This is a genomic window from Ponticoccus litoralis (assembly GCF_039769985.1).
Classification (GTDB): Bacteria; Pseudomonadota; Alphaproteobacteria; order Rhodobacterales; family Rhodobacteraceae; genus Ponticoccus; species Ponticoccus litoralis.
In genome coordinates, this window is sequence record NZ_JBDNCH010000002.1 from 954,302 (window position 1) to 979,938 (window position 25,637).

Below are 25,637 nucleotides of genomic sequence, written 5' to 3' on the forward strand. Positions count from 1 at the left end.
GCAATCCCCCCGCGGGACCGGGCGCCCCGGGCGCGGCGGATCGGCAACGCCCCTTCAGGCGGGCCGGAGGTAGCGCCGCGCCTCCGGCCGGGGCGTCGGGGTGGTGGCATAGGCCACGTAAAGCGGGTGGCGCGGGTGGCCGTCGCGGGTCAGGCCAAGGTGGCTTGCGGGGCCCAGCCAGCCCGCCACCTCCGGCCCCCGGTTCAGCAGGCCGCCATGTACACCCCAGCCGGCGACGGTCAGCGCGGCGCCCCGGGCCCAGTCGCGCAGCAGGGCATCGTTCCCGGGGCCGACCGGCGCCGGCGCGGCCTTCAGGTCGCGCGGATGCGTGGCGCGATACGCGAAAAGATTGGCGATCCGAAGCCCGCCGAAGCCCATCGCCTCGGCGCGGCGCTGGCAGCGTTCGATGGTCGGGTCGTTGCGCGTCTCGTCGGCGGTCGAGGGGTTGAGCATCACGAAGAGCACCTCGTCGGCGCCCTCGCGCCAGACCCGCCGCAGCCCATAGCGATAGACCCCGCAGGTCGAGAAGAAGGCCTCGCTGCGCTGGCCGTCCGCGCGAACCGACGTGCGGCGGATCATGGGCGGCCCCGGGGCGCGCCGCTCGGGGCGGTTGTCCGGCGCCGCACAGTCATCCCCCGCCGCAGCAAGGCCGCCGCCTTGCCCTGAGAAAGGCGGCCCCTGCCGCACGGGTCAGCCTCACGGCCTGCCCCTGGCGGACGGCTGACCGCTGTCGAACGGGCCGGTTTGGAATGGCATTCAGCCGGATCATGCACCGGACCCTGCCCCGGTGACCTGCGCGGCGCAAGTGCTTGACTTTTCCGGGCGGCCCGCCTCCCCATGGCGCCGCGAACCGCCCCGGAAAGGACCGCCATGAACATCGAGAAAATCGAGGCCGCCGCAACCCGCCTGAAGGGCATTGCACGCCGGACGCCGCTGCTGTCCTCGCCGCATCTGGATGCCATCGCCGGGCGGCGGGTCTTCGTGAAGCCGGAATGCCTGCAGCACACCGGCAGCTTCAAGTTCCGCGGCGCCTATGCGGCGGTTTCGGCCCTGCCCCCGGAGGTCCGCGCGCGCGGCATCCTCGCCTATTCCTCGGGCAACCATGCGCAGGGCATCGCGCGGGCGGCGCAGCTGTTCGGGGTGCCTGCGGTGATTATCATGCCGCAGGATGCCCCCGCCGCGAAGATCGAGGGCACCAAGGCGCTGGGGGGCGAGGTGGTGCTTTACACCCGCGGCGGCGAGAGCCGCGAGGCCATCGGCGCGAGGCTGGCCGAGACGCGCGGGCTGACCCTGATCAGGCCCTATGACGAACCCGAGGTCATCGCCGGACAGGGCACCTGCGGGCTGGAGATCGCCGAACAAGCCGCCGAACGGGACATCGACCGGGCCGAGGTGCTGGTCTGCTGCGGCGGGGGCGGGCTGACCGCCGGGATCGCGCTGGCGCTGGAGGCCCGCGCCCCGGGCCTGCGCGTCCGCCCCGCCGAGCCCGAGGCCTTCGACGACACCGCCCGATCGCTGGCCAGCGGCACGCGGCAGAGCAACACGCAGGAGGCGGGCGGCCTCTGCGACGCCATCCTGACGCCCACCCCCGGAGAAATCACCTTTCCGATCAACGCCCGCCTCTGCGGTCCGGGCCTGTCGGTCTCGGATGCAGAGGTCTTGCAGGCCATGGCCCTTGCGCTGCGGCACCTGAAGATCGTCGCAGAGCCGGGCGGCGCGGTGGCGCTGGCCGCCGCGCTGTTCCGGTCAGAGGCGCTGGAGGCCGACACGGTGATCGCCACCGTCTCGGGCGGGAATGTCGATGCTGCGGTGCTGGCGCGGGCGCTGGCGGGCTAGCGACGCGGTTCCGGTGCCTTCGGCGTTTCGCGAAGGCCGCGCATCGCCGGTGCGCGTCCGGGACACGGCGTCCCGCCCCTCCGGCCCGAGCGCTGCCGCGCCCGGCGCTAGGGGTCCAGCCGTCGCGCCTCGTCGACCAGCATGACCGGGATGCCGTCGCGGATCGGATAGGCAAGATTGGCCTGCTTGCTGATCAGCTCCTGCCGCTCTGCGTCATAGTCCAGCGTGCCTTGCGACTGGGGGCAGATCAGCGCCTCCAGCATGCGGCGGTCGAATTCGGGGGGTCATTGCATCACGTCTCCTTCGCCGCCGCGCATGCGGTATTCGATCAGGGTCACCAGCGTTTCGCGCCGCGTGCCCAGCGAGGGCGCCTCGAGCAGCGCCTGCTTGTCCTCGGGACCGAAGTCCAGAAGCATGGACAGAGAGTTCACCAGCAGCTCGTCGTCGGCGTCCTTCAGCGTCTGCCAGTCCGCCTGAAGGTCGCGGGCGGTGAAGTAGCGGTCGAGCAGCCGCAGGAACCGGTCGCGGTCGAAACACTCATCCGCCTCGGGCCCGGCAGAGCGGTCGCGGTCGAAGCCCTGCCACGAGACCTCGCAGCGCCGGTAGGGGGTGAAGCCCTCGACCTCCTGCGACACGCGGAACCGCGAGATCCCGGTGAGGGTGATCATGTAGCGCCCGTCCTCGGTTTCCGAGAACTGGGTGACACGGCCGGCGCAGCCGATCCGGTGCAGCCCCTTTTCCATCCGCCCCGGGACCGGCGCGGGCTGGACCATGCCGATCAGCCGCTCCGGCGTCTTGAGCGCGTCGTCGAGCATCGCCAGATAACGCGGTTCGAAGATATGAAGGGGCAGACGCGCCCGCGGCAGCAGGAGCGCCCCGGGCAGGGGAAAGACCGGGATCATACCCGGCAGGTCTGTCAGCCGTGTCATGCCGTCTCAGGTAGCCTGCGCCGGGGCTCAGGCAAATATCATCGACGACAATTTCCGGCGTCCGTTCAGGGCCACCGGGTCGTTGGGCTTCAGCGCCTCGAAGATGGTGAAAAGCTGCGCCCGCGCGGCGCCGTCGTTCCACTCGCGGTCACGCCGGAACAGGTCCAGCAGCTGCGCCACCGCGCCCTCTGCATCGCCATTGGCATAAAGCGCCTGCGCAAGGTCGAAACGCGCCTGATGGTTGTCGGGCTCGGCCTCAACCGTCGCGGTCAGCTCGGCCACCGGGCCGACGCCCGCCGATTGCCCGGCCAGTTCCAGCTGCGCATGCGCCGCCTCCAGTTCGGGCGCCTTGGAGATCTCGACCGGCGCGCCGTTCAGGATCGCCTCGGCCTGCTCCAGCTCGCCCAGCACCACATGCGCCCGCACCAGTCCGCCATAGGCCTTGGCATTGGCGGGGTCTTCCTCGAGGATTGCGGCGAAGGTCTGGGCCGCGTCCACCGCCGCCCCCTGCTCCAGCATTTCCTCGGCAGCGACAACGGCATCGTCCAGCCCGCCCGAGGCATCGCCACCGGCGGCCTGCACCACGCGCTCGACAAAGGCCTTGATCTCGGACTGCGGCAGCGCGCCCTGAAAGCCGTCGAGCGGCTGGCCCTGATAGAAGGCATAGACCGTGGGGATCGACTGGATGCGCATCTGACCGGCGATCGCCTGCGCCTCGTCGACATTGACCTTGACCATCTTCACCGCGCCCTTGGCGGCCTTCACGGCCTCTTCCAGCTGCGGCCCAAGCGTCTTGCACGGCCCGCACCAGGGCGCCCAGAAATCGACGATCACCGGGATCTCTTTCGACCCGTCCACGACCTCGGCCATGAACTCCGCCTCGGTGATATCCTTCACGAGATCGCCCGCCTCGGGGCCCTTCGCAGCATTCAGTTCCAGCATCTTCGCCTCCGCCGTGTTGCGGTTTCCTTGACAGGCTAGATGGCTCACGACGCCGTCAGTTGCAAGGGTGAGGTCCGATCCGCCGCAGGTGGGACAGGCTTCCGGGGAAGCCTGTCAGGACCGAACGGGCGTAAGCCCAGCCGATCCGCCGCAGGTGGACGAAGGCTCCGGCGGAGCCTTCGAGGTCCGAACGGGCGCAGCCCCGACCGAAGCGACGCAGGAGGATGCAGGCTTTGCGGGAGTTGCCCCTGTGGACCGAACGGTCAAAGCCCCCGACCGATCCGCCAGGGGCGCTGCACGCATATCGATGCTTCAGGATCAGCACGCGCGCCGCACTTCTCCGCACCCGGCGCGCATGCACCATGCCCGACCTCCCTCCGGGAGGGAAACCCGCAACATCTGCCCCGCGCGGTTCGACCGGCGACTTTCATGGCAGGGCCGCACCAGGCGCCACCGCCCTCCCGAGGGCGGGCATGGCGCAGGCGCGCCTCCCGCAACCGCCCTACAGGTCGAAGGTCGCGAAGACCGGCGCGTGATCCGAAGGCTTCTCCCAGCCGCGCGCGGCGCGCAGGATGCGGCTGGAGTGGCCCGCGTTGGCGATATCGGGCGTGGCCCAGACGTGGTCCAGGCGGCGGCCCTTGTCGGCGGCATCCCAGTCCTTGGCGCGGTAGGACCACCAGGAATAAAGCTGCCCCTCGGGCAGGTCCTTGCGGGTGATGTCGACCCAGCCGCCCGCGTCCTGCGTGGCCCCCAGCGCCTCGACCTCGACCGGGGTGTGGCTGACGACCTTCAGCATCTTCTTGTGGTCCCAGACGTCGTCCTCGCGCGGGGCGATGTTCAGGTCGCCCACGAGAACCGCCTTTTCCGGGCGTTCGCCGTGGAACCAGTCGCGCATCTCGGACAGGTAGTCCAGCTTCTGCCCGAACTTCAGGTTGACCGCGCGGTCCGGCACATCGCCGCCCGCCGGGACATAGAAATTGTGCACCGTGACGCCGTTCTCCAGCCGCGCCGCGACGTGGCGGGCATGGCCGAGGGCTGCGAAATCACGGTCGCCCACATCCTCGATCGGCAGCTTCGACAGGATCGCGACGCCGTTGTAGCCCTTCTGGCCGCGCGCGACGATGTGGTTGTAGCCAAGCGCCTGAAAGCCCTCCAGCGGGATCTTGTCCACCGGCGACTTGCATTCCTGCAGGCACAGCACGTCCGGCGTCTCCTCGGTCAGGAGTTTCTCCACCAAATCCTTGCGAAGACGCACGGAATTGATGTTCCAGGTGGCAAGGGTGAAGGGCATGGCGGTCTCCGGCTGCTGTGGCCGCGAACCTGCACCCACGGGCGCCGGGGCGCAACCCGGTTCCTGCTTTGCACCGGGGCACAGGCTCGCCGCCCGACCCTACGGCGCCCGCCGGGTCTTCGCGGCTGGGACAGCGGCGAGACACAGGCGCAGCGCGCAGCGCGACCCCTCGTCCCGCTCAGACATGCCCCCATCCACCCCCGGGGCAGAGGAGGCGGGACGGCTTCAGATGATCTCGTCCTCGTCGAACAGCGGCGGCGCGTCCTGATGCGCCTCGAAGCCGTCGGCGGCGCGGGCCAGCTTGTGCTCGGCAGGCTCGCCGATGTGATAGACCGCGTCGCCCTCGTTCACCACCGGCAGGTTGGTGCGCCCGATGACGATGCCCGCGACCTCGGCCAGCACCTCGGCCTCGGCCTCTCCGAAGGGGTCGGTGACGATGCCCAGCACCGTGCCGCGGGTGACGTATTCGCCGCTGGCCTTCAGCGTCCGCAGCAACCCGCCCGAGGGCGCGCGCACCCAGGACGACCGCTCGCAGAACACCGATGCACCGCGCGGCTTCGGCACGCCGCGTCCCGCGATCATGCCCAGCTTCGCCAGAACCCGCAGGATGCCAGAGACCCCGGCCCGCGCCGCGAATTCGTCAAAACGCAGCCCCTCGCCGGCCTCGTAAAGCAGCACGTCGACGCCCGCCGCCCCCGCCTCCAGCCGCAGCGAGCCCTCGCGCACCTTCGAGGTCAGCGTGACGGGCGCGGCAAAGGCCTCTCCCAGATCCTTCAGGCGGGCGCTGCCCGGGGTCAGGCGGATCTGCGGCAGGTTCTCGCGGCCCACGGCGGCGGAATGCAGGTCGATGCCGACGTCGCAGCGCCGCACGATCTCCTTCATGAAGAGATCGGCAAGACGCGCGGCCAGAGAGCCCTCGCCATGGCCGGGGAACGACCGGTTCAGATCGCGCCGGTCCGGCAGGTAGCGCGACTGGTTGAGAAAGCCGAAACTGTTGACGATGGGCACGGCGATCAGCGTGCCGGACAGCCGCGACAGCGGCGCGGCGCGCAGCAGGCGGCGGACGATCTCGACGCCGATGACCTCATCGCCGTGGATGGCGGCCGAAACGAAGACCGCCGGGCCGGGTTTCCTGCCGTGGATGACATGGGCCGAAAGATTGACGGGCGTATGATCCGACAGGACCGAGACCGGCAGGTCGACGGTCCGCCGCGCTCCGGCGGCGATGGTCTGGGAACCGAGGACAAAGGGCTTCATGCGGGCGCTTCCTTTCGTTCCGAAAGGGTTAGGCAAAGGCGCCGGACATGGCAACTGCCCCCGGTCGGACAGCCACCGGTAAAGCACCTCCACGGCCCCCGCAACAGCCACGCGACCGACACAAGGCTGCCGCACCCCGCGCGCCCCCCGGGATGTCCGGACAGAAGATACAAGGGAAGGCGCCTCGCCTTCTTTGGTCCAAAAATACCTTGGGGGTCCGGGGGCAAAGCCCCTGCCGGTCGCCCGGCGCCAGCCGGGCGACCGAACAGGCAGCGGCCGGGAAACGGGCCCGAAGGAAAAACGCCCCCGCAGTGTCCTGCAGGGGCGTCCGGTCATTCTTGCCGCAAGCGCTTATGCCTTCAGCTTGGCCTTGCGCAGGTAGGGCAGCACGGTGTCGATGGCGCCGTACTTGGCGATGGCGTCCTCGTCCGAGACCGCGACCGGCACAATCACGTCCTCGCCGGGCGTCCAGTTGGCGGGCAGCGCCACGTTCTCCTTGGCCGAGGTCTGCAGCGCGTCCAGCGCCCGCAGCACTTCGGCAAAGTTGCGGCCCACGGTCATCGGGTAGGTCATCGACAGCTTCAGCTTCTTGTCCGGCCCGATGATGAAGACCACGCGCACGGTGGCGCTGTCTGCGGGCGTGCGGCCATCCGGCAGATAGGCGTCGGCGGGCAGCATGTCGAAGGCCTTGGCGACGGTCAGGTCATCGTCGGCGATGATCGGGAAACCGGCCTTGGCGCCCGAGGTGCTTTCGATGTCGCCCTTCCACTTCTTGTGGTCCTCGACGCCGTCGACCGAGATGCCCATGACCTTGGTCCCGCGCTTCTCCCACTCGTCCGCCAATTGCGCCACGGCGCCGAACTCGGTCGTGCAGACCGGGGTGAAGTCCTTGGGGTGCGAGAACAGGATCGCCCAGCTGTCGCCGATCCAGTCGTGCAGCGAGACCTCGCCGAGGTCGGTGGTGACGGTCAGGTTGGGGATTTCGTCATTGATGCGCAATGCCATGACAATGTCCTTTCGTTTAGAGGATGAAAGCGTCGCGTTCCCTGCCTAGGTATAGGCTGGCGCGGGGAATGGAACCCCTCTCTTGCGACTCTGGCGCCCCGGTGACAGAGTGTCGCCAATGACCGACCGAACGGTCGGGAACCACTCAGCCTCATCGGGGAGGATACGATGATCGAGAAGAAGCAGTTCTACATCAACGGCGCATGGGTCGAGCCCATTGACGGCAGGGATCACCCGGTCATCGACCCCTCGACCGAAGAGCCCTGCGCGGTGATCTCGCTGGGCGGTCAGGCCGACACCGATGCCGCCGTCGCCGCCGCCAAGGCCGCCCTGCCCGGCTGGATGGCGACCCCGGTCGAGGACCGCATCGCGGCGCTGGAGCGTGTCTATGCCGCCTACAAGACCCGGACCGAGGATCTGGCCCGGGCCATGTCGACCGAGATGGGCGCGCCCATCGAGATGGCGCGCGCCAGCCAGGTCGGGGCGGGCATCGGCCACCTCAAGAATTTCATCGCCGCCGCCAAGGCCTTCGAATGGGAGCGTCCGCTGGGCGATCACGCCCCGAACGACCGGCTGATCATGGAGGCGGTGGGCGTCTGCGCCCTGATCACGCCGTGGAACTGGCCGATGAACCAGATCACGCTGAAGGTCGGCGCGGCGCTGGTGGCCGGCAATACCATGGTGCTGAAACCCTCCGAGGAAAGCCCGCTGGATGCAATGATCTTCGCCGAGATCATGGATGCCGCGGACCTGCCCCCGGGCGTCTTCAACCTGGTGAACGGGGATGGCGCGGGCGTTGGCTCGCAGCTGTCGTCGCACGCGGATGTGGACATGGTCAGCTTCACCGGATCGACCCGCGCCGGGCGTCTGATCTCAAAGGCCGCCGCCGATACGCTCAAGCGCGTCCATCTGGAGCTGGGCGGCAAGGGCGCCAACCTGATCTTCGCCGATGCGGACGAGAAGGCGGTGAAGCGCGGCGTGCTGCACATGATGAACAACACCGGCCAGTCCTGCAACGCGCCCTCGCGGATGATCGTCGAGGCCGCACGCTATGACGCCGCCGTCGAAGAGGCGGCTGCCGTTGCGCAGAAGGTCACCGTGGGCCCCGCCTCGGAAGAGGGGCGCCACATCGGCCCCGTCGTGAACAAGGTGCAGTGGGAGAAGATCCAGGACCTGATCCAGAAGGGCATCGACGAGGGCGCGCGGCTGGTCGCGGGCGGCCCCGGGCGGCCCGACGGGCTGAACAAGGGCTTCTACGTGCGCCCCACGGTCTTTGCGGATGTAACGCAGGACATGACCATCGCGCGCGAGGAGATCTTTGGCCCGGTGCTGTCGATCCTGAAGTTCGACAGCGAGGAGCAGGCGGTCGAGATGGCCAACGACACGCCCTACGGCCTGACCAACTACGTGCAGAGCGCAGACGACGCCCGTCGCCAGCGCCTTGCCCGCCAGCTCCGGTCGGGCATGGTCGAGATGAACGGCCAGTCGCGCGGCGCGGGCTCTCCCTTCGGCGGCATGAAGATGTCGGGCAACGGCCGCGAGGGCGGCGCCTATGGCATCCACGATTTTGTCGAGGTCAAGGCGGTATCCGGCTGGGCCGCCGAATGATGCCTTCGGCGGGCGGCTGACGCCGCCCGCGTTTCCCTGCGGGGCGGGGGGCGCGCCCTTCGGGCGCGCCGGTGTCTCAGACCGGACGCATGTGCCTGATCCGCCGGAGTTCCGGGCGCCCTTCGGGCGCATTGGGGGCTCTGCCCCCGGCCCTGCGGGCCTCCCCCGGGATACTTGCGGACAGAAGAAGGGCGGGCGATGCCTGTCAGAAGGGGGCCGGGGCGCGGATCGTCAGACCCTTGCCGCTTTCGGGATGATTGAAGCGCAGTTCCTCGGCATGCAGCATCATGCGCGGGTAGGCCTGCGCGGTCTCCGGCGCGTAGAACGGATCGCCGAGGATCGGGTGGCCCAGAGCCAGCATGTGGACGCGCAACTGATGGGTTCGACCTGTCTGGGGGAACAGGCGCAGGCGGGTCTCGCCGTCCGATGTCTTCATGACCTTCCAGCCGGTCAGCGCCGGTTTTCCGGTCTCGTGGCAGACTTTCTGGCGCGGCCGGTTGGGCCAGTCGACAATCAACGGCAGGTCGACCTCTCCGGTCCTGGGCTCCAGCCGTCCGGCCACCCGGGCGAGGTAGGTCTTGCGGGTCTTGCGGTTCTCGAACTGCTGGTTGAGGTGGCGCTGCGCGTGTTCGGTCAGGGCGAAGACCATGACCCCGGAGGTATCCCTGTCGAGCCGGTGCACAAGCCGGACCGTCGGGAAGGCCCGCTGCAGGCGCGCGATCAGGCAATCCGCCAGATGTTCTCCCTTGCCGGGGACGGAGAGCAGCCCGGCGGGTTTGTCGGCGAGCAGAAGATCCGCATCCTCGTAGAGGATCGGGATCTCGCCCGTGGGGGAGAATAGTCGCTCATGGACCGGCTCCTGCCAGATGGGCCGGGCCAGAGCAAGGGGCCCGCGCAAGGGCACGGGCCGATGCGGGGGCGGACCGACGCGGCGGCCGTGGAGCGAAGCGGCCCTGCCCGGCTCAGGACCGGATCGGGATGCCGTCCGCGATGTCGTAATAGTCACCCTTGTCGGCGGCAAAGATGTGCTTTTCCAGCGTGATCCCGGTGGGCCGGTCGAGCGCGCCAAGGGCAAAGCTGGTCGTTTCTTCGGCATGGGCCTCCCAGAACAGGAAAGACCCGCAGGTCGGGCAGAAGCCGCGCCGCGCCTCCGGGGAGGAATCGAACCAGCGCACCGGCCCCTCGATGACAAGGGCGGTCCGGGGCACGTAGGCAGAGGCCCAGAGATGCCCCGACATGCGCCGGCACTGGCTGCAATGGCAGACACTTGGCCCCGCTGGCGCGGCCTCGGTCCGGAAGGTCACGGCGCCGCAGAGGCAGTGGCCCCGGAGGGTCTGGTCGGTCATCGACTGTCCTTTCCTGATGATCGCGCCGGACACCCGGGCGCGTGGCTGGAGGGGGGCCGCTGCGGCGCGTCAGCCCCGTGGCCGGGGCGCCCGGAGGCTGCGCGCTCATCCGCCACCGCCGGCGAAGACCGCGTCCAGGATGGCCTGCAAGGCCCGCACGTCCGCCTCGCCGAAGGCCGAGGGCCGGTCGCTGTCGATATCGAAGACGGCGATCAGCGCGCCAGAGCCGTCGCGCACCGGAAGCACCAGTTCCGACCGGGTCGAAGAGGCGCAGGCGATATGCCCGGGGAAGGCCCCGACGTCCGGGACCAGCTGCGCCCGGCCCGTGCGGGCGCAGGCGCCGCAGACGCCCCTGTCGAAGGGGATCACGAGGCACCCGTGCCCGCCCTGATAGGGGCCGATCTTCAGAAGGCCCGGTTCGGTGACGCGGTAGAAGCCGGTCCAGTCGAACCGGTCGTCGGCGTGGTGCACCTCACAGGTGACGGTGGCCATCAGCGCGACGATATCCGTCTCGCCCTCTGTCAGCGCGGCGACGGTTCTGGACAGGGTCTGGTAATCGGCAGGCATTGCGGTCCTTCTTCGGTCTCGGTCGGCGCCCGCCTCCCCGGCCGGGCGAGGGTGCCTGTACCACGCCCGTCCCGGCATCGCCCCCCCCTGTGTGGTCGGCACAGCGTGGTCGGCACAGCGGGGCCAGCCGGGAGGCCCGGCGCGTCAGGGGCGTTCGATGGCGATGGCGGTGCCTTCGCCGCCGCCGATGCAGATCGCGGCGACGCCCCGTTTCAGGCCGCGCGCCTCGAGCGCATGCAGAAGCGTCACCACGATGCGGGCGCCCGAGGCCCCGATCGGGTGCCCCAGCGCGCAGGCCCCGCCGTTGACGTTGACGATCTCGCGGTCGAGCGCCATTTCGCGCATGAAGGCCATCGGCACCACGGCAAAGGCCTCGTTCACCTCCCAGAGGTCGACATCAGCCTTGTCCCAGCCCGGGCGCTCCAGCAGCTTGCGGGCCGCCGGGACGGGCGCCGTGGGAAACAGCGCGGGCGCCTGCGCGTGGCTGGCATGGCCCATCACATAGGCGCGCGGCGTGCAGCCGGAGGCCTCTGCCGCCTCTTCGGTCGCAAGGATCAGCGCCGCCGCGCCGTCCGAGATCGACGAGGCATTGGCGGGCGTCACGGTGCCGCCCTCGCGGAAGGCGGGCTTCAGATGCGGAATGCGGTCGGGCCTTGCATTGCCGGGCTGTTCATCCTCGGCCACCGTCGTCTCGCCGCCGCGGGTGGCCAGTGTGACCGGCGCGATCTCGGCGCCGAAAGCCCCGGTCTTCTGCGCCTCCAGCGCGCGCGACAGCGAGGCCAGCGCATAATCGTCCTGCGCAGCGCGGGTGAACTGGAAGGCCTCGGCACAATCCTCGGCAAAGGTGCCCATCAGGCGCCCCCTGTCGTAGGCATCCTCGAGCCCGTCGAGGAACATGTGATCGACCACCGCGCCATGGCCCAGCCGGGCGCCGCCGCGCATCTTCGGCAAGAGGTAGGGCGCATTGGTCATCGACTCCATGCCGCCCGCGACGATGGTCGCGGCATGGCCAAGCGCCAGCCGGTCGAAGCCGACCATCGCCGCCTTCATGCCAGAGCCGCACATCTTGTTGAGCGTGGTGGCCGGGACCGCCTCGTCCAGCCCCGCCGCAAAACCCGCCTGACGCGCCGGGGCCTGCCCCTGTCCCGCGGGCAGGACACAGCCCATCAGCAGCTCGTCGATGTCCGGATCGCCCGCCTGCGCGCGGGCGGCCCGGATCGCGGCCCCGCCCAGACCGGCGGCGGTTTCCGCCGAAAGCGCCCCCTGAAAGCCCCCCATGGGCGTCCGGGCGGCCCCGGTGATGACGACCCTGTGCATGACGATCCCCCCTGTGCCTGTCCGATGCATACCGAATGGTAAGGATTGGCGCCTAGTTTCGACCGAAAGACAACCCCGACGAGGCGAAGATGGACCTTACCACAACCCGGCAACACGGCGTGGACGTCGTGACCGTCAATGCCGACCGCATCGACGCGGCGGTCGCGATCCAGTTCAAGGACCGCATGCGCGAGGCGCTCTCCGGTGCGAAAGACCGCCTTGTGATGGACCTGCACAGGGTCACCTTCATCGATTCAAGCGGCCTTGGCGCGATCGTGGCCGCGATGAAGCTGATGCCGCCCGGGGCGAAACTGGAACTGGCCGGGCTGACGCCCGCCGTGGACAAGGTCTTTCGCATGACCCGCATGGACAGCATCTTCGCCATCCATGCCGATGCCGAGGCGGCGACCACCGGCCCGGCCTGACCGCCGCGCGGGGGAGGGCGACGATGATCACATCGAGCCGAACGGTCGGATGACGGCATCCTGATCCGCTGCATGCTGGACGCCACGCCGGACAGCGTCTCTGACTGTCTGCGCAAGATCCGGGCCGAGATCGAACAGCAGGCGCCCGGGGTCGATCAGGGGCTGCCATGGGAACTGGTGGTGGCCGAGGTGCTGAACAATATCGTCGAGCACGCCTGTCGCGACCGCCCCTCGGGCAGGATTATCGTCTGCCTCGCGTTCCGCGCCACCGGCCTGTTTGCCGATTTCACCGACGACGGGTGCGCGATGCCCGGCCAATGCCCGCCGGAAGGCCGGGCGGTGGCTGTGGACCGCGCGCCCGAGACCCTGCCCGAGGGCGGATTTGGCTGGTTCCTGATCCGCTCGCTGACCACCGACCTGCGCTACCGCCGCGCGGAGGGGGCCAACCACCTGTCCCTGACGGTGCCACGGTCGCTGGACGGCTGACGACCGGACGCCCCCGGCCTCGCCGGACCCGGGCTGCGGCGGCCCCTGCCTTCCCCGGGGGATGCGTCCCGGCACCCGGGCCGCGCCGGGATGCCTGCGCGACCTGCGCGCCAGCACCGGCATGCGGGTGGAACGCAGGGCCGGGGCGCCGCCGCCTCTGCGTCTTTGATCCCGGCCTCGCCACGCCGGATGTCACGCCTGATGTGCCGGCCTGTCCGCCCCGGACCGTCGGGCCGGGCGGCGATGTGGTGAGCGCCAGGCTAAGACATTCCCGCTAAACGTGTATTGCCTTACGCGAAGACTCCTCAGCGTCAGAAATGGTCCCGCTGGGGTCTAAATCCCGCCCGGTTTGGCGGGCACTCTCGGTCCTGTAGCTGCATATGGCTTCCCTCGGCGTCGCGCGTTCACAGCCCCCACCCAGTGCGCGGCGTCGAGGTCTTCCCCCCAAAATCTCCCACCTTACGAGCCGCCCATGGGGCCGCGCCTGCCCGCTGCCCCTTTCCGCCGTCCCCGCACAAGCTCGCCTCGCCACAGATCGGCCCGGATTGGCGGCGCTCCCCTGCCCGGTTGCCGCATATGGCCTGTCCCGGTGTCCTGCCCCGACAGGCCAATCCGGCGCGCGGCGCCGCCCCCCTACAGACGCGCGATTGACGCCCCCGAAGCGGCGCCTATGCTCGGCGCGACGAGGGAGGAGACCCCGGACATGCGCGATTTCCAGCTTCCCGGACGGTCCCCCGTCCTCGGCAATGAACGGCCTCTGCGCCACCTCGCACCCGATTGCGGCAGAGGCGGCGATCTCGATCCTGCGGCGGGGCGGCAACGCGATGGATGCGGCCATTGCAGGCGCCGTGCTGCTGGGGCTGGCAGAGCCCGCGATGACCGGGATCGGTGGCGACTGCTTCGCACTGGTCTCTCCGGCGGGCGGCGACGAGGTGATCGCCGTCAACGGATCGGGCCGCGCGCCCGCCGGGGCCAGCGCCGCGACCCTGCGCGCGGAAGGCCACGACACCGTGCCGCTGGACAGTGCCCATGCGGTGACGGTACCCGGCGCCGTCGACGCCTTCTGCACCATGTCCGAGCGATGGGGCAGGCTGGGTCTGGCCGACAGCCTCGCCCCGGCGATTCGCGCCATGGACGAGGGCGTGCCCATCGCGCCGCGCGTGGCCTACGACTACGCCGCCTCGGGCCACCGGCTGCAGGGCGCGGCGCGGCGGCATTTCCTGTCCGGCGATGCGGCGCTGACAAAAGGCCAGATCTTCCGCCTGCCCGGTCAGGCCGAGGTGCTGCGCCGGATCGCCGCGCAGGGCCGCAGCGCCTTCTACGAGGGCGCGGTGGCCGAGGACATGGTGAACAGCCTGCGCGCGCTGGGGGGCTGCCACAGGCTGGAGGATTTCGCCGCCACCGCCTGCACGGTGGGCGCGCCGCTGGACGGGATCTACAAGGGGCACGAGTTGCTGGAGCATCCGCCCAACGGACAGGGCGTGACGGCGCAGCTGCTGCTGAACATCCTGTCCGAGTTCGACCTCGGCGCCATGGACCCCCTCGGCGCCGACCGCGCCCATATCGAGGCCGAGGCGGCGAAGCTGGCCTATGACGCCCGCAACCGGTTTGTCGCCGACCCCGACCACATGACCCGGCTCGACCATCTGCGCGCACCAGAGACGGCGCGGGCGCTGGCGGCGCTGATCGACCCCGGGCGGGCGATGACCTCGGCCATCCGGTTCAGCGAGGCGGTGCATCGCGACACGGTCTATATCACCGTGGTGGACCGCGACCGCATGGCGGTCTCGCTGATCTGTTCGATCTTCCACAGCTTCGGTTCGGGGCTGGCCTCGGACCGCTTCGGCGTGCTGTTCCAGAACCGGGGCGCGGGCTTCTCGCTGGACGCGGGGCACGCCAACGAGATGGCAGGCGGCAAGCGGCCCATGCATACGATCATCCCGGCGATGCTGCGCAAGGCGGGCCGCGTGACCATGCCCTTCGGGGTGATGGGCGGGCAGTACCAGCCCAAGGGCCACGCCCGGGTGCTGACCAATATGATCGACTACGGCATGGACCCGCAGCAGGCGCTGGATGCGCCCCGCTGCTTCGCCGATGGGGGCGTGCTGCAGATCGAGCGCGGCTATGCGCCGGGCGTTGCGACAGAGCTGGCGGCGCGGGGCCATGTGGTGCGCGAGGCGGCCAAGCCGATCGGCGGTGCGCAGGCGATCGTGATCCACGAGAACGGCGTGCTGGAGGGCGCTTCGGACCCGCGCAAGGACGGCTGCGCGGTGGGCTACTGACACAGGGCCTGTGGCAGATGTGATCCGAAGGGGCACCTGGCGGCGCTCAGGTCAGAGTGCGCTCGGGCCGCGCAGGCCCCGGGGCGGGCTCTGCCCTCCCCGGACCCCTCCCGAGGTATTTGCCGGACCAGAGAAGACAGGGCGGTGCCGGGGTCGCCTTTCCGGTCGTCTTGCCGCCGTCATCGGGCGCGGCGGAGCGCCGGGGTGGTCTGGGATGGGTCTGGGGGTGGGTCTGCAACCCACCCGCGGCGCTCAGTAGGAATAGGCGGCGTAGATGCGTTTCAGGTCGCCGTTCCAGTCGCCGTGGTAGTGTTCCAGAAGTTCGTCGGAGGGGGTCTTGCCGCTGTCGACGCTTTCCTTCAGCGCGTTCAGGAAATGGGTCTCATCCGGCACCAGACCGCCCGAACCGGGGCGCGCGCGCGCCTTCAGCCCGGCCTCGGCGATGTCCAGCACCTCGCGCGAGAGCGCCAGCATGTCGATCTTGCCGACCTTCGCCCGCAGGCCGTCGCGGATCGAGGCTGCGCGCAGCTCTTCGCGGGTTTCGGCATCCCAGCCCTTCGCGATGTCCCAGACCGCGTCGAGCGCGCCCTGGTCGTACATCAGCCCGACCCAGAAGGCGGGCAGCGCGCAGAGCCTGCGCCAGGGGCCGCCGTCGGCACCGCGCATCTCGATGAATTTCTTCACCCGCGCATCGGGGAAGACCGTGGTCAGGTGGTCGGCCCAATCCGAGAGGGTCGGGATTTCGCCCGGCAGCGCCGGCAGTTCACCCTTCATGAAGTCGCGGAACGACTGGCCCAGTGCATCGACATAGACCCCGTCGCGGTAGACGAAGTACATCGGCACATCCAGCGCGTAATCGACCCAGGCCTCGAAGCCGAAGCCCTCGTCGAAGACGAAGGGCAGCATGCCTGTCCGGCTGTCGTCGAGCGTTTCCCAGATCTGCATGCGCTTGGACTGCACGCCCAGCGGTTTGCCCTCGAAGAAGGGCGAGTTGGCAAAGAGCGCGGTGGCGACCGGCGACAGCGCCAGCGCCACGCGCAGCTTCTGCACCATGTCCGCCTCTGACCCGAAGTCGAGGTTGACCTGAACGGTGCAGGTGCGCCGCATCATCTCGCGCCCGGTGGTGCCGACCTTGGGCATATAGGCGTCCATGAGCTTGTAACGGCCCTTGGGCATCAGCGGCATCTCGTCATGCGTCCAGATCGGCGCCGCCCCCAGCCCGATGAAGCCCACGCCGATCTCGTCGGCGACGCCCTTCACCTCGCGCAGGTGTTCGTTCACCTCGTCGCAGGTCTGGTGGATGGTTTCCAGCGGTGCGCCCGAAAGCTCCAGCGCGCCGCCCGGTTCCAGCGACACGTTGGCGCCGTCCTTGGTCAGGCCGATGATATGCCCGCCCTCTTCGACCGGGTCCCAGCCGAAGCGGTCGCGCAGGCCTTCCAGCACCGCGCGGATCGAGCGGGTGCCGTCATAGGGCAGCGGTTTCAGGGAATCCTTGCAATAGCCGAACTTCTCGTGCTCGGTGCCGATGCGCCAGTCGTCCTTGGGCTTGATGCCCGAGGCGAGATATTCGGCCAGTTGCGCCTTGGACTCGACGGGTCCGCCGCCGGATTGAGGGATCGACATTGGGGATACTCCGGGTCTTGTCCTGCGCCTAGGGGTTCAAGCCATGGTCGCAAACGCCGGGGGTGTCAATGCAGACGCCTTGCTGCATTGCGCACATGCTCTGCGCGCCATATCACGACCGGCTGACGGGCGCCCGCCTGCATCTGCTGCAACATGCGTTCGGTGCGGATGCCGGGCAGGGTCGCGAAGGCATCGAAGAGCTGGTCGGCGCCCCGGGCCCCCAGCGGGATCGCCAGCGCGGGCTGGCCCGGCGCCTGCAGCAGCCAGTGCGGCGGGCGCGCGGTGGGATCGAGCGACAGCGCCTCGAGCGCCTCGAGATCGACGATGCCGCCCGAGAGCGGGCCGAAGTAGCTGATCCGCCGTTCCACCACCTGCACCACACCGGGGGCGGTTTCCTCCCGGTGGAAGCGACTCGCGCTGGATGCCGGTGTAGACCATCACCGCGCCGCCCAGCACCACGGCGTAGCCGATCCAGTGCAGCAGCCCGCCGCCGGTGAAGAACCCCCAGTAGAGGCCCAGCAGGATCAGCCCCACCCCGATCAGCGCATCGCGCCAGCGGTTGAGCGCGGCCCCGGCCTCGTCGCGGATCATGACAGCACGCCCGACAGCGCGGTGTTCAGCCGCACCATCCCGTTCAGCAGGGCGACGCGATAGGCGCCAACCCGGGCAAAGCCGATCCTCTCGTAGGCCCGGGCGGCGGCGTCGGAGGCCGCGAAGAGGATGGCGGTGCGAATCCCCGCCCCCTCAGTGCGCACAGCTGCGCCGCGACGACGCGCCCCGCGAGGCCTCTGCCCCGCAGCGGCGGCGGAACGTAGACACCGCCGATCTGCACGGTATCGCCGGCGCGCGCGTTGACGGCCGCCATCGCCACCGGCTCGCCGTCTTGCAGCAACAGGCGGATGTGTTCCGCATCCACGGCCCCTGCCGCCCGGGACACCGCGTCTTCGGCGGTGCCGGTCCGGGTGTCGGCAAGGTATCCCGCGAACCATGTCTGCAAAAGCGGCAGGTCCGCCGCCCCGGGCATCCGAACCGTATCGGCAGAGGACAGGGTTGCCAGATCCAGACGGTATAGCGGCTCGACTCTGTTCAAGGACCAGTCCTCCGCGGCCAGCGGCAGCGCCTCTAGAAACCGCGCGACCTGATCCGCCTCGCCGGTCATGCCGCGCAGGTCGAGACCATCGAGCAGCGGCAGGCAGGACCGCGCCTGCTGAACCGAGAGGTGCGGCATCTGGCACATCAGGAAGCCGCCATTGGCCCGCCCCAGCACGCCGGTGATGACCCCGTCCTCTTCGCGAAGGTAAAAGGCGGTGCCATGCGGGTGGTCCCCGTTGCCGGTTCCATGGGCTTCGAGATTGCCCAGAAGAAACATCGAGGTCTCGATGCGCGGCTCCAGAAAGGCGCGGAGCGCGGGCACATCCGCTTCGGTCGCGCGCCGCATCATCGCCAGTCCCCCACGGCCTGCTGCCAGAGCGTCAGGGCCGCGACCGCCGCCGTTTCCGCCCGCAGGATGCGCGGGCCGAGGCTGATGGCGGTGGTGCAGTCCATGCCGCGCAGGCGGCTGCGCTCGGCCTCGGAGAAGCCGCCCTCGGGGCCGATCAGCACGGCCCAGGGCCCCGGTTCCAGCCCCGACAGCGAGACCGCGCCGCCGACGGCGCTTTCATCGGCGAAGAGGATGCGCCGCCCCTGCCAATCCGCCAGCAGGCGGTCGAGGCGCTGCGGTTCCGCCACCTCGGGCACATGGGTCGCGCCGCATTGCTCGGCGGCCTCCAGCGCATGGGCCTGCTGCTTGTCGACGCGCAGGCGTTCCGAATTGGTGAATGCGGTCAGAACCGGCAGGATGCGGCGCGCGCCCATCTCGACGGCCTTTTCGACGATGAACTGGGTCTGCGCCTTCTTCACCGGCGCGAACATCAGCCAGAGGTCGGGCGGCATGACCTGAGGCCCGCTTTGCGCCTGACAGGCCAGCAGGCCGCCGCGCTTGCCCGCATCCTCGACCGTGGCGCGCCATTCGCCGTCGCAGCCGTTGAACAGGCCCACGACATCGCCCGGACCCAGCCGCATCACGCCAAAGAGGTAATGCGCCTGCTCCCGCGTCAGCGCGACCTGTTGCCCCTCGCCCAAGGGGTGCTCTACACAAAGGCGGATCTTCGGTTTCATGAGGCGGAACATATGACCGGCACGGAACAGACGCCAGAGGTACAGGGACAGGTTCGCGACGCGGTGCGCGGCAACTGGGTGGACCGCTGGGCGCCTTCGGGGGCGCGGCCCTACCTGCGACTGTCGCGCGCCGACCGGCCCATCGGGACCTGGCTCTTGCTGCTGCCCTGCTGGTGGGGGCTGCTCTTGTCGATGGTGTCCGACGGGCAGGCGCGCTGGTTCGACCTGTGGATCTTCGTCGGCTGCGGCATCGGCGCGGTGCTGATGCGCGGCGCGGGCTGCACCTGGAACGACATCACCGACCGGCATATCGACGGATCGGTGGCACGCACGGCCTCGCGGCCGATCCCCTCGGGGCAGGTCACGGCGAAGCAGGCTCTGGCATGGGCCGTGGCGCAATGCCTGGTGGCCTTCTGCATCCTGATCACCTTCCCGCCCATGGCCATCGCGCTGGGGGTGCTGGCGCTGCTGCCCGTCGCCATCTACCCCTTCGCCAAGCGGTTCACATGGTGGCCGCAGGTCTTCCTTGGCATCGCCTTCAACTGGGGCGCCCTGCTGGCCTGGACGGCGCATTCGGGCACGCTGGGCCTGCCCGCCGTGCTTTTGTACCTCGCGGGCATGGCCTGGACGCTGTTCTACGACACCATCTACGCCCATCAGGACAAGGAGGACGACGCGCTGATCGGGGTCAAATCCACCGCACGGCTGTTCGGAGACGACACGCCGAAGTGGCTGTCGCGCTTCATGGTGATCTGCGTCTTCCTGATGGGCGCCGCCATCGTGCTTGCGGCGCCCGGGGGAAACATCATGGCGCTGTTGGTGATGATCTTCGGCCCCTGGGCCATGGGCTGGCACATGGTCTGGCAGATGCGGCGGCTGAAGCTGGACGACAACGACCGCCTGCTGGACCTGTTCCGGTCGAACCGCGACGCGGGCCTTCTGCCCGTGCTATTTTTCGCCGGTGCCCTGCTGGCTTGATTGCGCAGCCGGAGGGGCAGGCATAGATAAGTCCGGACGAAACTGGGGATAACCGACTCTCATGCGGCTTTCGACGCTCTTCACCATCGGCGGAACCTTCACGGCGGCTAGGGGCACTCAGCCTTGTTGCCGCCTATTTCTCGGCCCAGATGGTGGAAAACGCCTCTATCACCAGCGTCCTGAACGAGCTGGACTCCGAGGGCCTGACCTGGGCCGAGGTCGACACCAACGGGTTGCAGGTCTTCCTGATCGGCACCGCGCCCGACGAGGCCGCCCGCTTTCAGGCCCTGTCCACCGCCGGACGGGTCGTCGACGCCAGCCGCGTGATCGACCAGATGCTGGTGGAAGACCCCGAAGACCTCGCCCCGCCGTATTTCTCGCTGGAGATCCTGCGCAACGACGCCGGCATCTCGGTGATCGGCCTCGTGCCCACCTCGACCGACCGCGAGGCGCTGATGGACAGTTTCCATGCGGCGGCCAAGGGGGTCGAGGTATCCGACCTGCTCGAATCCGCCGATTTCCCGGCGCCCGAGGGCTGGGACGATGCGCTGCACTTTGCCACCGCGGCCCTGCGCGACCTGCCGCGGTCGAAGATCTCTGTCGATGCCGAGCGGGTCGAGATCACCGCCATGACCGACAGCGCCGAGGCCCGGTCCCGCATCGAGACCGCCCTGACCCGCCGCAAGCCCGAGGATCTGCGGCTGGCGCTGGACCTCTCGGCGCCGCGCTCGGTGATCTCGCCCTTCGCGCTGCGCTTCACGATCGACGGGAACGGGGCGCGCTTCGACGCCTGCTCTGCCGATACCGAGGCCACGCGCGACCGCATCCTTCGCGCCGCCACGGGCGCGGGGCTGGAGGACAAGGCCACCTGCACGCTGGGCCTTGGCGCACCCTCGCGCCGCTGGGCCGATGCGACCGAACTGGCGATTTCCAAGCTGGCCGAACTGGGACAGGGCTCGGTCACCTTCTCCAACACCGACGTCGCCCTGATCGCCGCCGAGGGCACCGACGAGGCCAGCTTCGACCGCGTGGTGGGCGAATTGCAGGCCGCCCTGCCCGAGGTCTTTGCCCTGCACGCCACCCTGACCAAGCCGCCCGAGGCGCAGGACGACGGCCCGGTGGAATTCATCGCCACCCTGTCGCCCGAAGGCCGCGTGCAGATGCGCGGACGCCTGTCGTCCGACAGCGCCCGCACGACCATGGACAGCTTTGCCAAGGCGCGTTTCGGCTCTGAAAACGTCTATACCGCCGCTCGCGTCGCCGAGAACATGCCGCAGGACTGGCCGGTGCGCACGCTGGCCGGGCTGGAAGCGCTGGCGACGCTGGCCAACGGGTCGGTCACCGTCACCCCCGACGGCGTCACCGTGCGCGGCAAGACCGGCAATGCCGATGCCAATGCCGAGATCGCCGCGCTGCTGGCCACCAAGATGGGCGAAGGCGCCGCGATGGATATCTCGGTGGAATACGTCGAACGGTTGGACCCGCTGCTGGGCCTGCCCTCGCCCGAGGAATGCGAGACGCAGATCGTCCAGACCATCGGCGCGCGCAAGATCAGCTTCGAACCCGGCGCCGCGACGCTGGATGCCTCTGCCGAGGAGATCATGGACGAACTGGCGGAACTGCTGAAGCGCTGCGGCGACATCCCGCTGGAAATCGGCGGCCACACCGACAGCCAGGGCCGCGAAAGCATGAACCAGGAACTGTCGCGCGACCGCGCGCAGGCGGTTCTGGACGCGCTGCGCATGCGCCTCGTCCCGGTCAAGAGCTACACCGTGCGCGGCTACGGCGAAGAGACCCCCATCGCGGACAACGGCACCGAAGCGGGACGCGAGGAAAACCGTCGGATCGAATTCAAGCTCTTGAAAATCGCCTCCGAAGAGGGGCAAGAGGGAGACGAACCGGCGGATGGGGACTCGCCGGATCCGGAATCGGACGAGCCGGCAGAGACCGGAGAGGCAGATGTCCCCGCGGAAGGGCCCGCGGATGAACAGAGGTGAATTCATAGTCGTCACGGCGATCATCCTGTTCGTGGCCTTCTGCCTGGGATGGTTCGCCCATTGGCTGGTTCACCGCTTTCGCCGCGTCAGTCAGGCCGACGTCGATCAGCTGGAACGCATGAGCCAGGAACTGCACGAGGCCGAGGAAACCCGCGATCAGGCGATCACCTACCTGCAGCAGCGCGAGGCCGAGCTGACCAACCAGCTGGTCCAGACCGAAGCGGAACTGCGGGCGGCGATGGACGGCCTGCGCGAAGCCCGGACCGAAGCCGAGGAAATGCGGACCTACGTCGAACGCATGAACGGCGCCTGAGGCCATCCGGCAAGCCCCTGCGGGTTCTGCGCAGCTCCGACCCCAGCCGGGTTTCAGCCCCGCACAGCGCCGTGTCGCACGCACCATCCCGATACCCCGCCGCGCCCCCTTGCGCAGGCTGGGTAACCCTCTGCCCGCGCCAGAGATCCGCCCTTCCCCCCGGCCCGCGATATGGGATGACCCCGGCAAACCCTGTCCGGACGGAGCCCGCCCCATGACCCAGCTGATCACCGCCCTTTCCGAGGTCTCCGACCGCTACGACGCGCTCTTCGTCGATCTCTGGGGCTGCGTCCACGACGGCGTGACGGCCTTCCCCGAGGCGGTGGCCGCCCTGCAGGCCTACCGTGCCAAGGGCGGCGCGGTGATCCTTGTCACCAATGCCCCGCGCTCGCGCCACGAGGTGGCCAAGCAGCTGGTCCGCTTCGGCGTGCCGACCGACGCCTATGACGACATCGCCACCTCCGGCGACAGCGGGCGCGCGGCGATGTTTCAGGGCGCCGTGGGCAACAAGGTCTGGTTCATCGGGCAGGAGTTCGACCGCAGCTTCTTCGAGCCACTTCAGTTGATCGAGAACCCCGCCCCCGTCGAGGTCGTCCCGCTGGAAGAGGCCGAGGGCATCGTCTGCTGCGGCCCGCTGGACCCGCATGCGGACCCCGACGTCTACCGCCCGCAGTTCCTGCTGGCCAAGCAGCGCGGGCTGAAGCTGTTGTGCGCCAACCCCGATATCGTGGTGGATCGAGGCGGGCGGCGCGAATACTGCGCCGGTGCGCTGGCCGCGCTTTACACCGAGATGGGCGGCGAGAGCCTCTATTTCGGCAAGCCCCATCCGCCGATCTACGATCTTGCCCGGCGGCGACTGGAACAGCACCGCAAGGGCGTGGCCGACGCGGGCATCCTTGCCATCGGCGACGGCCCGGCCACCGACGTCCGGGGCGCCATGGGCGAGGATCTCGATTCGCTCTTCATCACCGGCGGGCTGGCGCGGGAAGAGACCCGCACCGAGATCCAGCCCGAACCCGGGGCGCTGACCGACTATATCGCCAGCCAGCAGATCGCGCCGACCTTCTCGATCGGCTACCTGCGCTGAGCGCGGGTCACTCGACCCACAGGTAACGGCGTTCGGTGCCCTTCGGGGCCGGGCGCCGCCGCGCCCGCGCGCCCTCCGGCGCCCAGCGGCCCAGTTGCAGCATCATCAGGACGTGGTGATCGTAGTAGCTCATGGCTGCGGCCCTTTCTCCTGCGTTTCCGGCACCCTGCGCCAAGGCCACTGACACCCCGTTGTCAGCAGTCCATGCTAGCCTGTCAGCACCGCAGCCGGAGACAGCCCATGCAGCGCACCAACCGCCTGTTCGAGATCATCCAGATCCTGCGGGGGGAAACCCGGTCGATGACCGCCGCCGCCCTCGCCCTGCGGCTGGAGGTCAGCGCCCGCACCATCTACCGCGATATTGCCGCGCTTCAGGCCATGCGCACGCCCATCGAGGGCGAGGCGGGCCTAGGCTACATCCTGCGGCGCAGCTACGACCTGCCGCCGCTGAACTTCGATCCCGAAGAGATCGTCGCCCTGCGCGTCGGCCTGTCGATGCTGGCCCGCACCGGCGACGGCGCCCTGCAGGCGGCGGCGACCCGCATCTGCACCAAGGTCGACGCCCTGCGCGACGGCGCCGACTGGCTGGACGTGGCGCCATGGGGCGGGCCGCTGGACGATCCGGCCAAGGGCTGCGTGTCCAAGGCGGCGCTGCGTCAGGCAATCAGCGACTGCCGCAAGCTGCGGCTGGTCTATCGCGCCGAGACCCGGCGCATCGTCCGACCGCTGGCCATGATCTATCACCTCGACTGCGTCATGCTGGCGGCCTGGTGCGAGCTGCGCGGCGCGCTGCGCCACTTTCGCACCGACCGCATGTGGGAGGCAGAGCCGCTCGACGCCCGCTTTCCCGAGCAGGCCGAAACGCTGCGGGCGCTCTGGCGCGAGGCCGAAGCGGGCGCCCCGGCGCCAGAGTCACCCCGGTCGTGACTGCGACGAAAGGTGCATCCTGCGCATTTCTTCTTGATTTTCTGCGCGCGCAAAGTAATTAAGTTTCCTTAGCGGATAATTCCGCGGTTCAAAATTACCCAAGGGCGCAGCCATGGAGGGCGAGATGTTGGACAATATGCCACGCGGCACGATCTGCATCGAGGACATCGAGATGGGCATGACACGCCACCTGCGCAAACAGGTGACGGATCAGGACATCGAAATGTTCGCCGAGGTCTCGACCGACCGGAACCCGGTGCATCTGGACGACGACTACGCCCAGGACACCATCTTCGAGGGCCGAATCGCCCATGGCATGCTGACCGCCGGGCTGATCTCTGCGGTGATCGGCGAACAGCTTCCCGGCCACGGCACCGTCTATCTGGGCCAGTCGCTGAAGTTCCTCGCCCCGGTCCGCCCCGGCGACATGGTCTATGCCGAGGTCAAGGTGACCGATATCGACATCGCCAAGCGCCGCGTCACGCTGGAAACCCACTGCTCGGTCGACGGCAAGAAGGTGGTCATCGGAGAGGCCAAGGTCCTCGCCCCCTCGCGCAAGTTCGACTGACGGCGGGCACCGCTTCAGCACCCGGCGGACGGTCTTGCATCGCCTGCCGCGCGTTCGGGGCAGCGGCACTGCGGAAATCCCCGTTGAAGACCGGATCGATCAGGATCAGGCCGTGGCCCCCGCCACGGCTGCTTTCGTTTCAGGGATTTTGCACATGATCATCCGGTTCTCCGCCCTTGCGGTCGCCCTCTCGACGGGCGCCGCCTTTGCCGCCTGTTCCTCTGCCCAGGCGAGCTTTCTCTCCTGCCCGGTTGAAGGCAGCGGCAAATGGCTGGAGGTCTGCGCCGAGGATCAGGCGGCGGTCTACCGCTACGGTCCCTCCGGGCACCCGGAACTGGAACTGGTCGCGCAATACGGCCCGCTCGAATACGCGCCATGGCCCGGGGTGGGCCGGTCGGTCTGGGAAACGGTGACCTTCTACAACGGCAGCTACAGCTACACGGTCACGATCAGCATGGACCGGATGGACGAAAGCGCCTGGCCCGAGGGCGGCGTGACCCTGCGCAACGGCGGGACCGACCTCGCCCGTCTGGACTGCCGACCGCAAGAGGCGCAGGTCGGCTGGACCGAAGGCCTGACGATGGGCAAGGCGCGCGCAGGCCTGCGCTGGGACCCGGGCAGCGGCTGGACCCGCTGACACCCGGCGGAGTGACCCGGTCGGGCGCCCGGCCCCTGTGACCGCCTCCGGACCGCCAC

27 protein-coding genes and 1 pseudogene are annotated in these 25,637 nt (G+C 69.3%); 12 read left to right on the forward strand and 16 right to left on the reverse strand.

Annotated elements, in window-relative coordinates; all coding sequences use genetic code 11:
* Positions 1 to 54: 54 nt before the first annotated feature.
* A complete protein-coding gene (locus ABFB10_RS05725; RefSeq protein ID WP_347165770.1) occupies positions 55 to 579 on the reverse strand; it encodes a DUF1643 domain-containing protein in 525 nt (174 codons plus the stop codon).
* Between the two features lie 291 nt (positions 580 to 870).
* Between ABFB10_RS05725 and ABFB10_RS05730 the strand changes: the two genes are divergently transcribed.
* The gene (locus ABFB10_RS05730; RefSeq protein WP_347165771.1) at positions 871 to 1,836 is read left to right on the forward strand and encodes a threonine ammonia-lyase; all 966 of its coding nucleotides are present in this window, start codon (positions 871 to 873) and stop codon (positions 1,834 to 1,836) included.
* A 107-nt stretch (positions 1,837 to 1,943) separates the two neighbouring features.
* Here ABFB10_RS05730 and ABFB10_RS05735 read toward each other — a convergent pair whose 3' ends face one another.
* The 6 genes from ABFB10_RS05735 to ABFB10_RS05760 form a co-directional block, all read right to left on the reverse strand.
* The gene (locus tag ABFB10_RS05735; protein WP_347165772.1) at positions 1,944 to 2,099 is read right to left on the reverse strand and encodes a Trm112 family protein; all 156 of its coding nucleotides are present in this window, start codon (positions 2,097 to 2,099) and stop codon (positions 1,944 to 1,946) included.
* A gap of 21 nt (positions 2,100 to 2,120) precedes the next feature.
* Positions 2,121 to 2,765: an LON peptidase substrate-binding domain-containing protein gene (locus ABFB10_RS05740; protein ID WP_347165773.1), complete on the reverse strand. Its 645-nt coding sequence runs from the start codon at positions 2,763 to 2,765 to the stop codon at positions 2,121 to 2,123.
* Positions 2,766 to 2,792: 27 nt separating this feature from the next.
* Positions 2,793 to 3,707, reverse strand: coding sequence for a thioredoxin (trxA, locus tag ABFB10_RS05745; protein ID WP_347165774.1), 915 nt, complete (start codon positions 3,705 to 3,707; stop codon positions 2,793 to 2,795).
* Between the two features lie 502 nt (positions 3,708 to 4,209).
* Positions 4,210 to 4,998 (reverse strand): exodeoxyribonuclease III, encoded by a 789-nt coding sequence (locus ABFB10_RS05750; protein WP_347165775.1) that lies wholly within the window; start codon positions 4,996 to 4,998, stop codon positions 4,210 to 4,212.
* 225 nt (positions 4,999 to 5,223) lie between these two features.
* A complete protein-coding gene (locus ABFB10_RS05755) occupies positions 5,224 to 6,255 on the reverse strand; it encodes a succinylglutamate desuccinylase/aspartoacylase family protein (protein WP_347165776.1) in 1,032 nt (343 codons plus the stop codon).
* A gap of 351 nt (positions 6,256 to 6,606) precedes the next feature.
* The gene (locus ABFB10_RS05760; RefSeq protein WP_347165777.1) at positions 6,607 to 7,260 is read right to left on the reverse strand and encodes a peroxiredoxin; all 654 of its coding nucleotides are present in this window, start codon (positions 7,258 to 7,260) and stop codon (positions 6,607 to 6,609) included.
* A 168-nt stretch (positions 7,261 to 7,428) separates the two neighbouring features.
* Here ABFB10_RS05760 and ABFB10_RS05765 point away from each other — a divergent pair, with 168 nt between their 5' ends.
* Positions 7,429 to 8,868 (forward strand): aldehyde dehydrogenase family protein, encoded by a 1,440-nt coding sequence (locus ABFB10_RS05765; RefSeq protein WP_347165778.1) that lies wholly within the window; start codon positions 7,429 to 7,431, stop codon positions 8,866 to 8,868.
* A gap of 205 nt (positions 8,869 to 9,073) precedes the next feature.
* On the opposite strand, the gene ABFB10_RS05770 is transcribed toward ABFB10_RS05765, so the two are convergent.
* From ABFB10_RS05770 to ABFB10_RS05785, 4 genes are all read right to left on the reverse strand, one after another.
* Complete coding sequence (locus ABFB10_RS05770) at positions 9,074 to 9,766, reverse strand: RluA family pseudouridine synthase (protein WP_430522992.1); 693 nt, start codon at positions 9,764 to 9,766, stop codon at positions 9,074 to 9,076.
* Between the two features lie 64 nt (positions 9,767 to 9,830).
* The gene (locus ABFB10_RS05775; RefSeq protein ID WP_347165779.1) at positions 9,831 to 10,214 is read right to left on the reverse strand and encodes a GFA family protein; all 384 of its coding nucleotides are present in this window, start codon (positions 10,212 to 10,214) and stop codon (positions 9,831 to 9,833) included.
* A gap of 105 nt (positions 10,215 to 10,319) precedes the next feature.
* Positions 10,320 to 10,781, reverse strand: coding sequence for a GAF domain-containing protein (locus ABFB10_RS05780; RefSeq protein ID WP_347165780.1), 462 nt, complete (start codon positions 10,779 to 10,781; stop codon positions 10,320 to 10,322).
* Between the two features lie 144 nt (positions 10,782 to 10,925).
* Entirely contained in the window at positions 10,926 to 12,098 is a 1,173-nt protein-coding gene (locus ABFB10_RS05785; protein WP_347165781.1) for a thiolase family protein, read from the reverse strand.
* A gap of 89 nt (positions 12,099 to 12,187) precedes the next feature.
* Between ABFB10_RS05785 and ABFB10_RS05790 the strand changes: the two genes are divergently transcribed.
* From ABFB10_RS05790 to ABFB10_RS05800, 3 genes and pseudogenes are all read left to right on the forward strand, one after another.
* The gene (locus ABFB10_RS05790) at positions 12,188 to 12,523 is read left to right on the forward strand and encodes an STAS domain-containing protein (RefSeq protein WP_347165782.1); all 336 of its coding nucleotides are present in this window, start codon (positions 12,188 to 12,190) and stop codon (positions 12,521 to 12,523) included.
* A 72-nt stretch (positions 12,524 to 12,595) separates the two neighbouring features.
* On the forward strand, positions 12,596 to 13,009 hold the full coding sequence (locus ABFB10_RS05795; RefSeq protein ID WP_347165783.1) for an ATP-binding protein: 414 nt from the start codon (positions 12,596 to 12,598) through the stop codon (positions 13,007 to 13,009).
* A 703-nt stretch (positions 13,010 to 13,712) separates the two neighbouring features.
* Positions 13,713 to 15,291, forward strand: a pseudogene (locus tag ABFB10_RS05800) (gamma-glutamyltransferase family protein).
* 252 nt (positions 15,292 to 15,543) lie between these two features.
* Here ABFB10_RS05800 and ABFB10_RS05805 read toward each other — a convergent pair.
* The 4 genes from ABFB10_RS05805 to ABFB10_RS05820 form a co-directional block, all read right to left on the reverse strand.
* The gene (locus ABFB10_RS05805; RefSeq protein ID WP_347165784.1) at positions 15,544 to 16,914 is read right to left on the reverse strand and encodes a glutamate--cysteine ligase; all 1,371 of its coding nucleotides are present in this window, start codon (positions 16,912 to 16,914) and stop codon (positions 15,544 to 15,546) included.
* A gap of 65 nt (positions 16,915 to 16,979) precedes the next feature.
* Positions 16,980 to 17,294 carry a hypothetical protein gene (locus tag ABFB10_RS05810; RefSeq protein ID WP_347165785.1) on the reverse strand — a complete coding sequence of 105 codons (315 nt, stop codon included), beginning with the start codon at positions 17,292 to 17,294 and terminating at the stop codon, positions 16,980 to 16,982.
* Between the two features lie 254 nt (positions 17,295 to 17,548).
* Entirely contained in the window at positions 17,549 to 18,355 is an 807-nt protein-coding gene (locus ABFB10_RS05815; RefSeq protein ID WP_347165786.1) for a GNAT family N-acetyltransferase, read from the reverse strand.
* Positions 18,352 to 19,071, reverse strand: a complete 720-nt coding sequence (locus ABFB10_RS05820; RefSeq protein WP_347165787.1) for a 16S rRNA (uracil(1498)-N(3))-methyltransferase — start codon at positions 19,069 to 19,071, stop codon at positions 18,352 to 18,354. The genes ABFB10_RS05815 and ABFB10_RS05820 overlap by 4 nt, the downstream gene beginning before the upstream one ends.
* A 12-nt stretch (positions 19,072 to 19,083) precedes the next feature.
* Between ABFB10_RS05820 and ubiA the strand changes: the two genes are divergently transcribed.
* The 4 genes from ubiA (at position 19,084) to ABFB10_RS05840 (ending at position 23,446) form a co-directional block, all read left to right on the forward strand.
* A complete protein-coding gene (ubiA, locus tag ABFB10_RS05825; protein ID WP_347165788.1) occupies positions 19,084 to 20,049 on the forward strand; it encodes a 4-hydroxybenzoate octaprenyltransferase in 966 nt (321 codons plus the stop codon).
* A gap of 149 nt (positions 20,050 to 20,198) precedes the next feature.
* Entirely contained in the window at positions 20,199 to 22,046 is a 1,848-nt protein-coding gene (locus ABFB10_RS05830) for an OmpA family protein (RefSeq protein WP_347165789.1), read from the forward strand.
* The gene (locus ABFB10_RS05835; protein ID WP_206564082.1) at positions 22,033 to 22,359 is read left to right on the forward strand and encodes a hypothetical protein; all 327 of its coding nucleotides are present in this window, start codon (positions 22,033 to 22,035) and stop codon (positions 22,357 to 22,359) included. Before ABFB10_RS05830 ends, ABFB10_RS05835 begins: the two co-directional genes overlap by 14 nt.
* Before the next feature lie 214 nt (positions 22,360 to 22,573).
* On the forward strand, positions 22,574 to 23,446 hold the full coding sequence (locus tag ABFB10_RS05840) for a TIGR01459 family HAD-type hydrolase (protein ID WP_347165790.1): 873 nt from the start codon (positions 22,574 to 22,576) through the stop codon (positions 23,444 to 23,446).
* 7 nt (positions 23,447 to 23,453) lie between these two features.
* Here the strand turns inward: ABFB10_RS05840 and ABFB10_RS05845 are convergent, their stop codons facing one another.
* A complete protein-coding gene (locus tag ABFB10_RS05845; protein WP_347165791.1) occupies positions 23,454 to 23,579 on the reverse strand; it encodes a hypothetical protein in 126 nt (41 codons plus the stop codon).
* A 107-nt stretch (positions 23,580 to 23,686) separates the two neighbouring features.
* On the opposite strand from ABFB10_RS05845, the gene ABFB10_RS05850 reads away from it, so the two are divergent.
* The 3 genes from ABFB10_RS05850 to ABFB10_RS05860 all read left to right on the forward strand — a co-directional run bounded on the left by ABFB10_RS05850 (position 23,687) and on the right by ABFB10_RS05860 (position 25,578).
* Positions 23,687 to 24,373, forward strand: coding sequence for a helix-turn-helix transcriptional regulator (locus ABFB10_RS05850; RefSeq protein ID WP_347165792.1), 687 nt, complete (start codon positions 23,687 to 23,689; stop codon positions 24,371 to 24,373).
* Between the two features lie 124 nt (positions 24,374 to 24,497).
* Positions 24,498 to 24,941, forward strand: coding sequence for a MaoC family dehydratase (locus ABFB10_RS05855; RefSeq protein WP_206564085.1), 444 nt, complete (start codon positions 24,498 to 24,500; stop codon positions 24,939 to 24,941).
* Positions 24,942 to 25,095: 154 nt separating this feature from the next.
* Entirely contained in the window at positions 25,096 to 25,578 is a 483-nt protein-coding gene (locus tag ABFB10_RS05860) for a hypothetical protein (protein WP_347165793.1), read from the forward strand.
* The last annotated feature ends 59 nt before the right edge of the window (positions 25,579 to 25,637 follow it).

Excerpts from the sequence above, each read along its gene's own strand:
- ABFB10_RS05725 (WP_347165770.1), bottom strand. The coding sequence starts at position 579 with ATGATCCGCCGCACGTCGGTTCGCGCGGACGGCCAGCGCAGCGAGGCC.
- ABFB10_RS05730 (WP_347165771.1), top strand. The coding sequence starts at position 871 with ATGAACATCGAGAAAATCGAGGCCGCCGCAACCCGCCTGAAGGGCATT.
- ABFB10_RS05735 (WP_347165772.1), bottom strand. The coding sequence starts at position 2,099 with ATGCTGGAGGCGCTGATCTGCCCCCAGTCGCAAGGCACGCTGGACTAT.
- ABFB10_RS05740 (WP_347165773.1), bottom strand. The coding sequence starts at position 2,765 with ATGACACGGCTGACAGACCTGCCGGGTATGATCCCGGTCTTTCCCCTG.
- trxA (WP_347165774.1), bottom strand. The coding sequence starts at position 3,707 with ATGCTGGAACTGAATGCTGCGAAGGGCCCCGAGGCGGGCGATCTCGTG.
- ABFB10_RS05750 (WP_347165775.1), bottom strand. The coding sequence starts at position 4,998 with ATGCCCTTCACCCTTGCCACCTGGAACATCAATTCCGTGCGTCTTCGC.
- ABFB10_RS05755 (WP_347165776.1), bottom strand. The coding sequence starts at position 6,255 with ATGAAGCCCTTTGTCCTCGGTTCCCAGACCATCGCCGCCGGAGCGCGG.
- ABFB10_RS05760 (WP_347165777.1), bottom strand. The coding sequence starts at position 7,260 with ATGGCATTGCGCATCAATGACGAAATCCCCAACCTGACCGTCACCACC.
- ABFB10_RS05765 (WP_347165778.1), top strand. The coding sequence starts at position 7,429 with ATGATCGAGAAGAAGCAGTTCTACATCAACGGCGCATGGGTCGAGCCC.
- ABFB10_RS05775 (WP_347165779.1), bottom strand. The coding sequence starts at position 10,214 with ATGACCGACCAGACCCTCCGGGGCCACTGCCTCTGCGGCGCCGTGACC.
- ABFB10_RS05780 (WP_347165780.1), bottom strand. The coding sequence starts at position 10,781 with ATGCCTGCCGATTACCAGACCCTGTCCAGAACCGTCGCCGCGCTGACA.
- ABFB10_RS05785 (WP_347165781.1), bottom strand. The coding sequence starts at position 12,098 with ATGCACAGGGTCGTCATCACCGGGGCCGCCCGGACGCCCATGGGGGGC.
- ABFB10_RS05790 (WP_347165782.1), top strand. The coding sequence starts at position 12,188 with ATGGACCTTACCACAACCCGGCAACACGGCGTGGACGTCGTGACCGTC.
- ABFB10_RS05795 (WP_347165783.1), top strand. The coding sequence starts at position 12,596 with ATGCTGGACGCCACGCCGGACAGCGTCTCTGACTGTCTGCGCAAGATC.
- ABFB10_RS05805 (WP_347165784.1), bottom strand. The coding sequence starts at position 16,914 with ATGTCGATCCCTCAATCCGGCGGCGGACCCGTCGAGTCCAAGGCGCAA.
- ABFB10_RS05815 (WP_347165786.1), bottom strand. The coding sequence starts at position 18,355 with ATGATGCGGCGCGCGACCGAAGCGGATGTGCCCGCGCTCCGCGCCTTT.
- ABFB10_RS05820 (WP_347165787.1), bottom strand. The coding sequence starts at position 19,071 with ATGAAACCGAAGATCCGCCTTTGTGTAGAGCACCCCTTGGGCGAGGGG.
- ubiA (WP_347165788.1), top strand. The coding sequence starts at position 19,084 with ATGACCGGCACGGAACAGACGCCAGAGGTACAGGGACAGGTTCGCGAC.
- ABFB10_RS05830 (WP_347165789.1), top strand. The coding sequence starts at position 20,199 with ATGGTGGAAAACGCCTCTATCACCAGCGTCCTGAACGAGCTGGACTCC.
- ABFB10_RS05835 (WP_206564082.1), top strand. The coding sequence starts at position 22,033 with ATGAACAGAGGTGAATTCATAGTCGTCACGGCGATCATCCTGTTCGTG.
- ABFB10_RS05840 (WP_347165790.1), top strand. The coding sequence starts at position 22,574 with ATGACCCAGCTGATCACCGCCCTTTCCGAGGTCTCCGACCGCTACGAC.
- ABFB10_RS05845 (WP_347165791.1), bottom strand. The coding sequence starts at position 23,579 with ATGAGCTACTACGATCACCACGTCCTGATGATGCTGCAACTGGGCCGC.
- ABFB10_RS05850 (WP_347165792.1), top strand. The coding sequence starts at position 23,687 with ATGCAGCGCACCAACCGCCTGTTCGAGATCATCCAGATCCTGCGGGGG.
- ABFB10_RS05855 (WP_206564085.1), top strand. The coding sequence starts at position 24,498 with ATGTTGGACAATATGCCACGCGGCACGATCTGCATCGAGGACATCGAG.
- ABFB10_RS05860 (WP_347165793.1), top strand. The coding sequence starts at position 25,096 with ATGATCATCCGGTTCTCCGCCCTTGCGGTCGCCCTCTCGACGGGCGCC.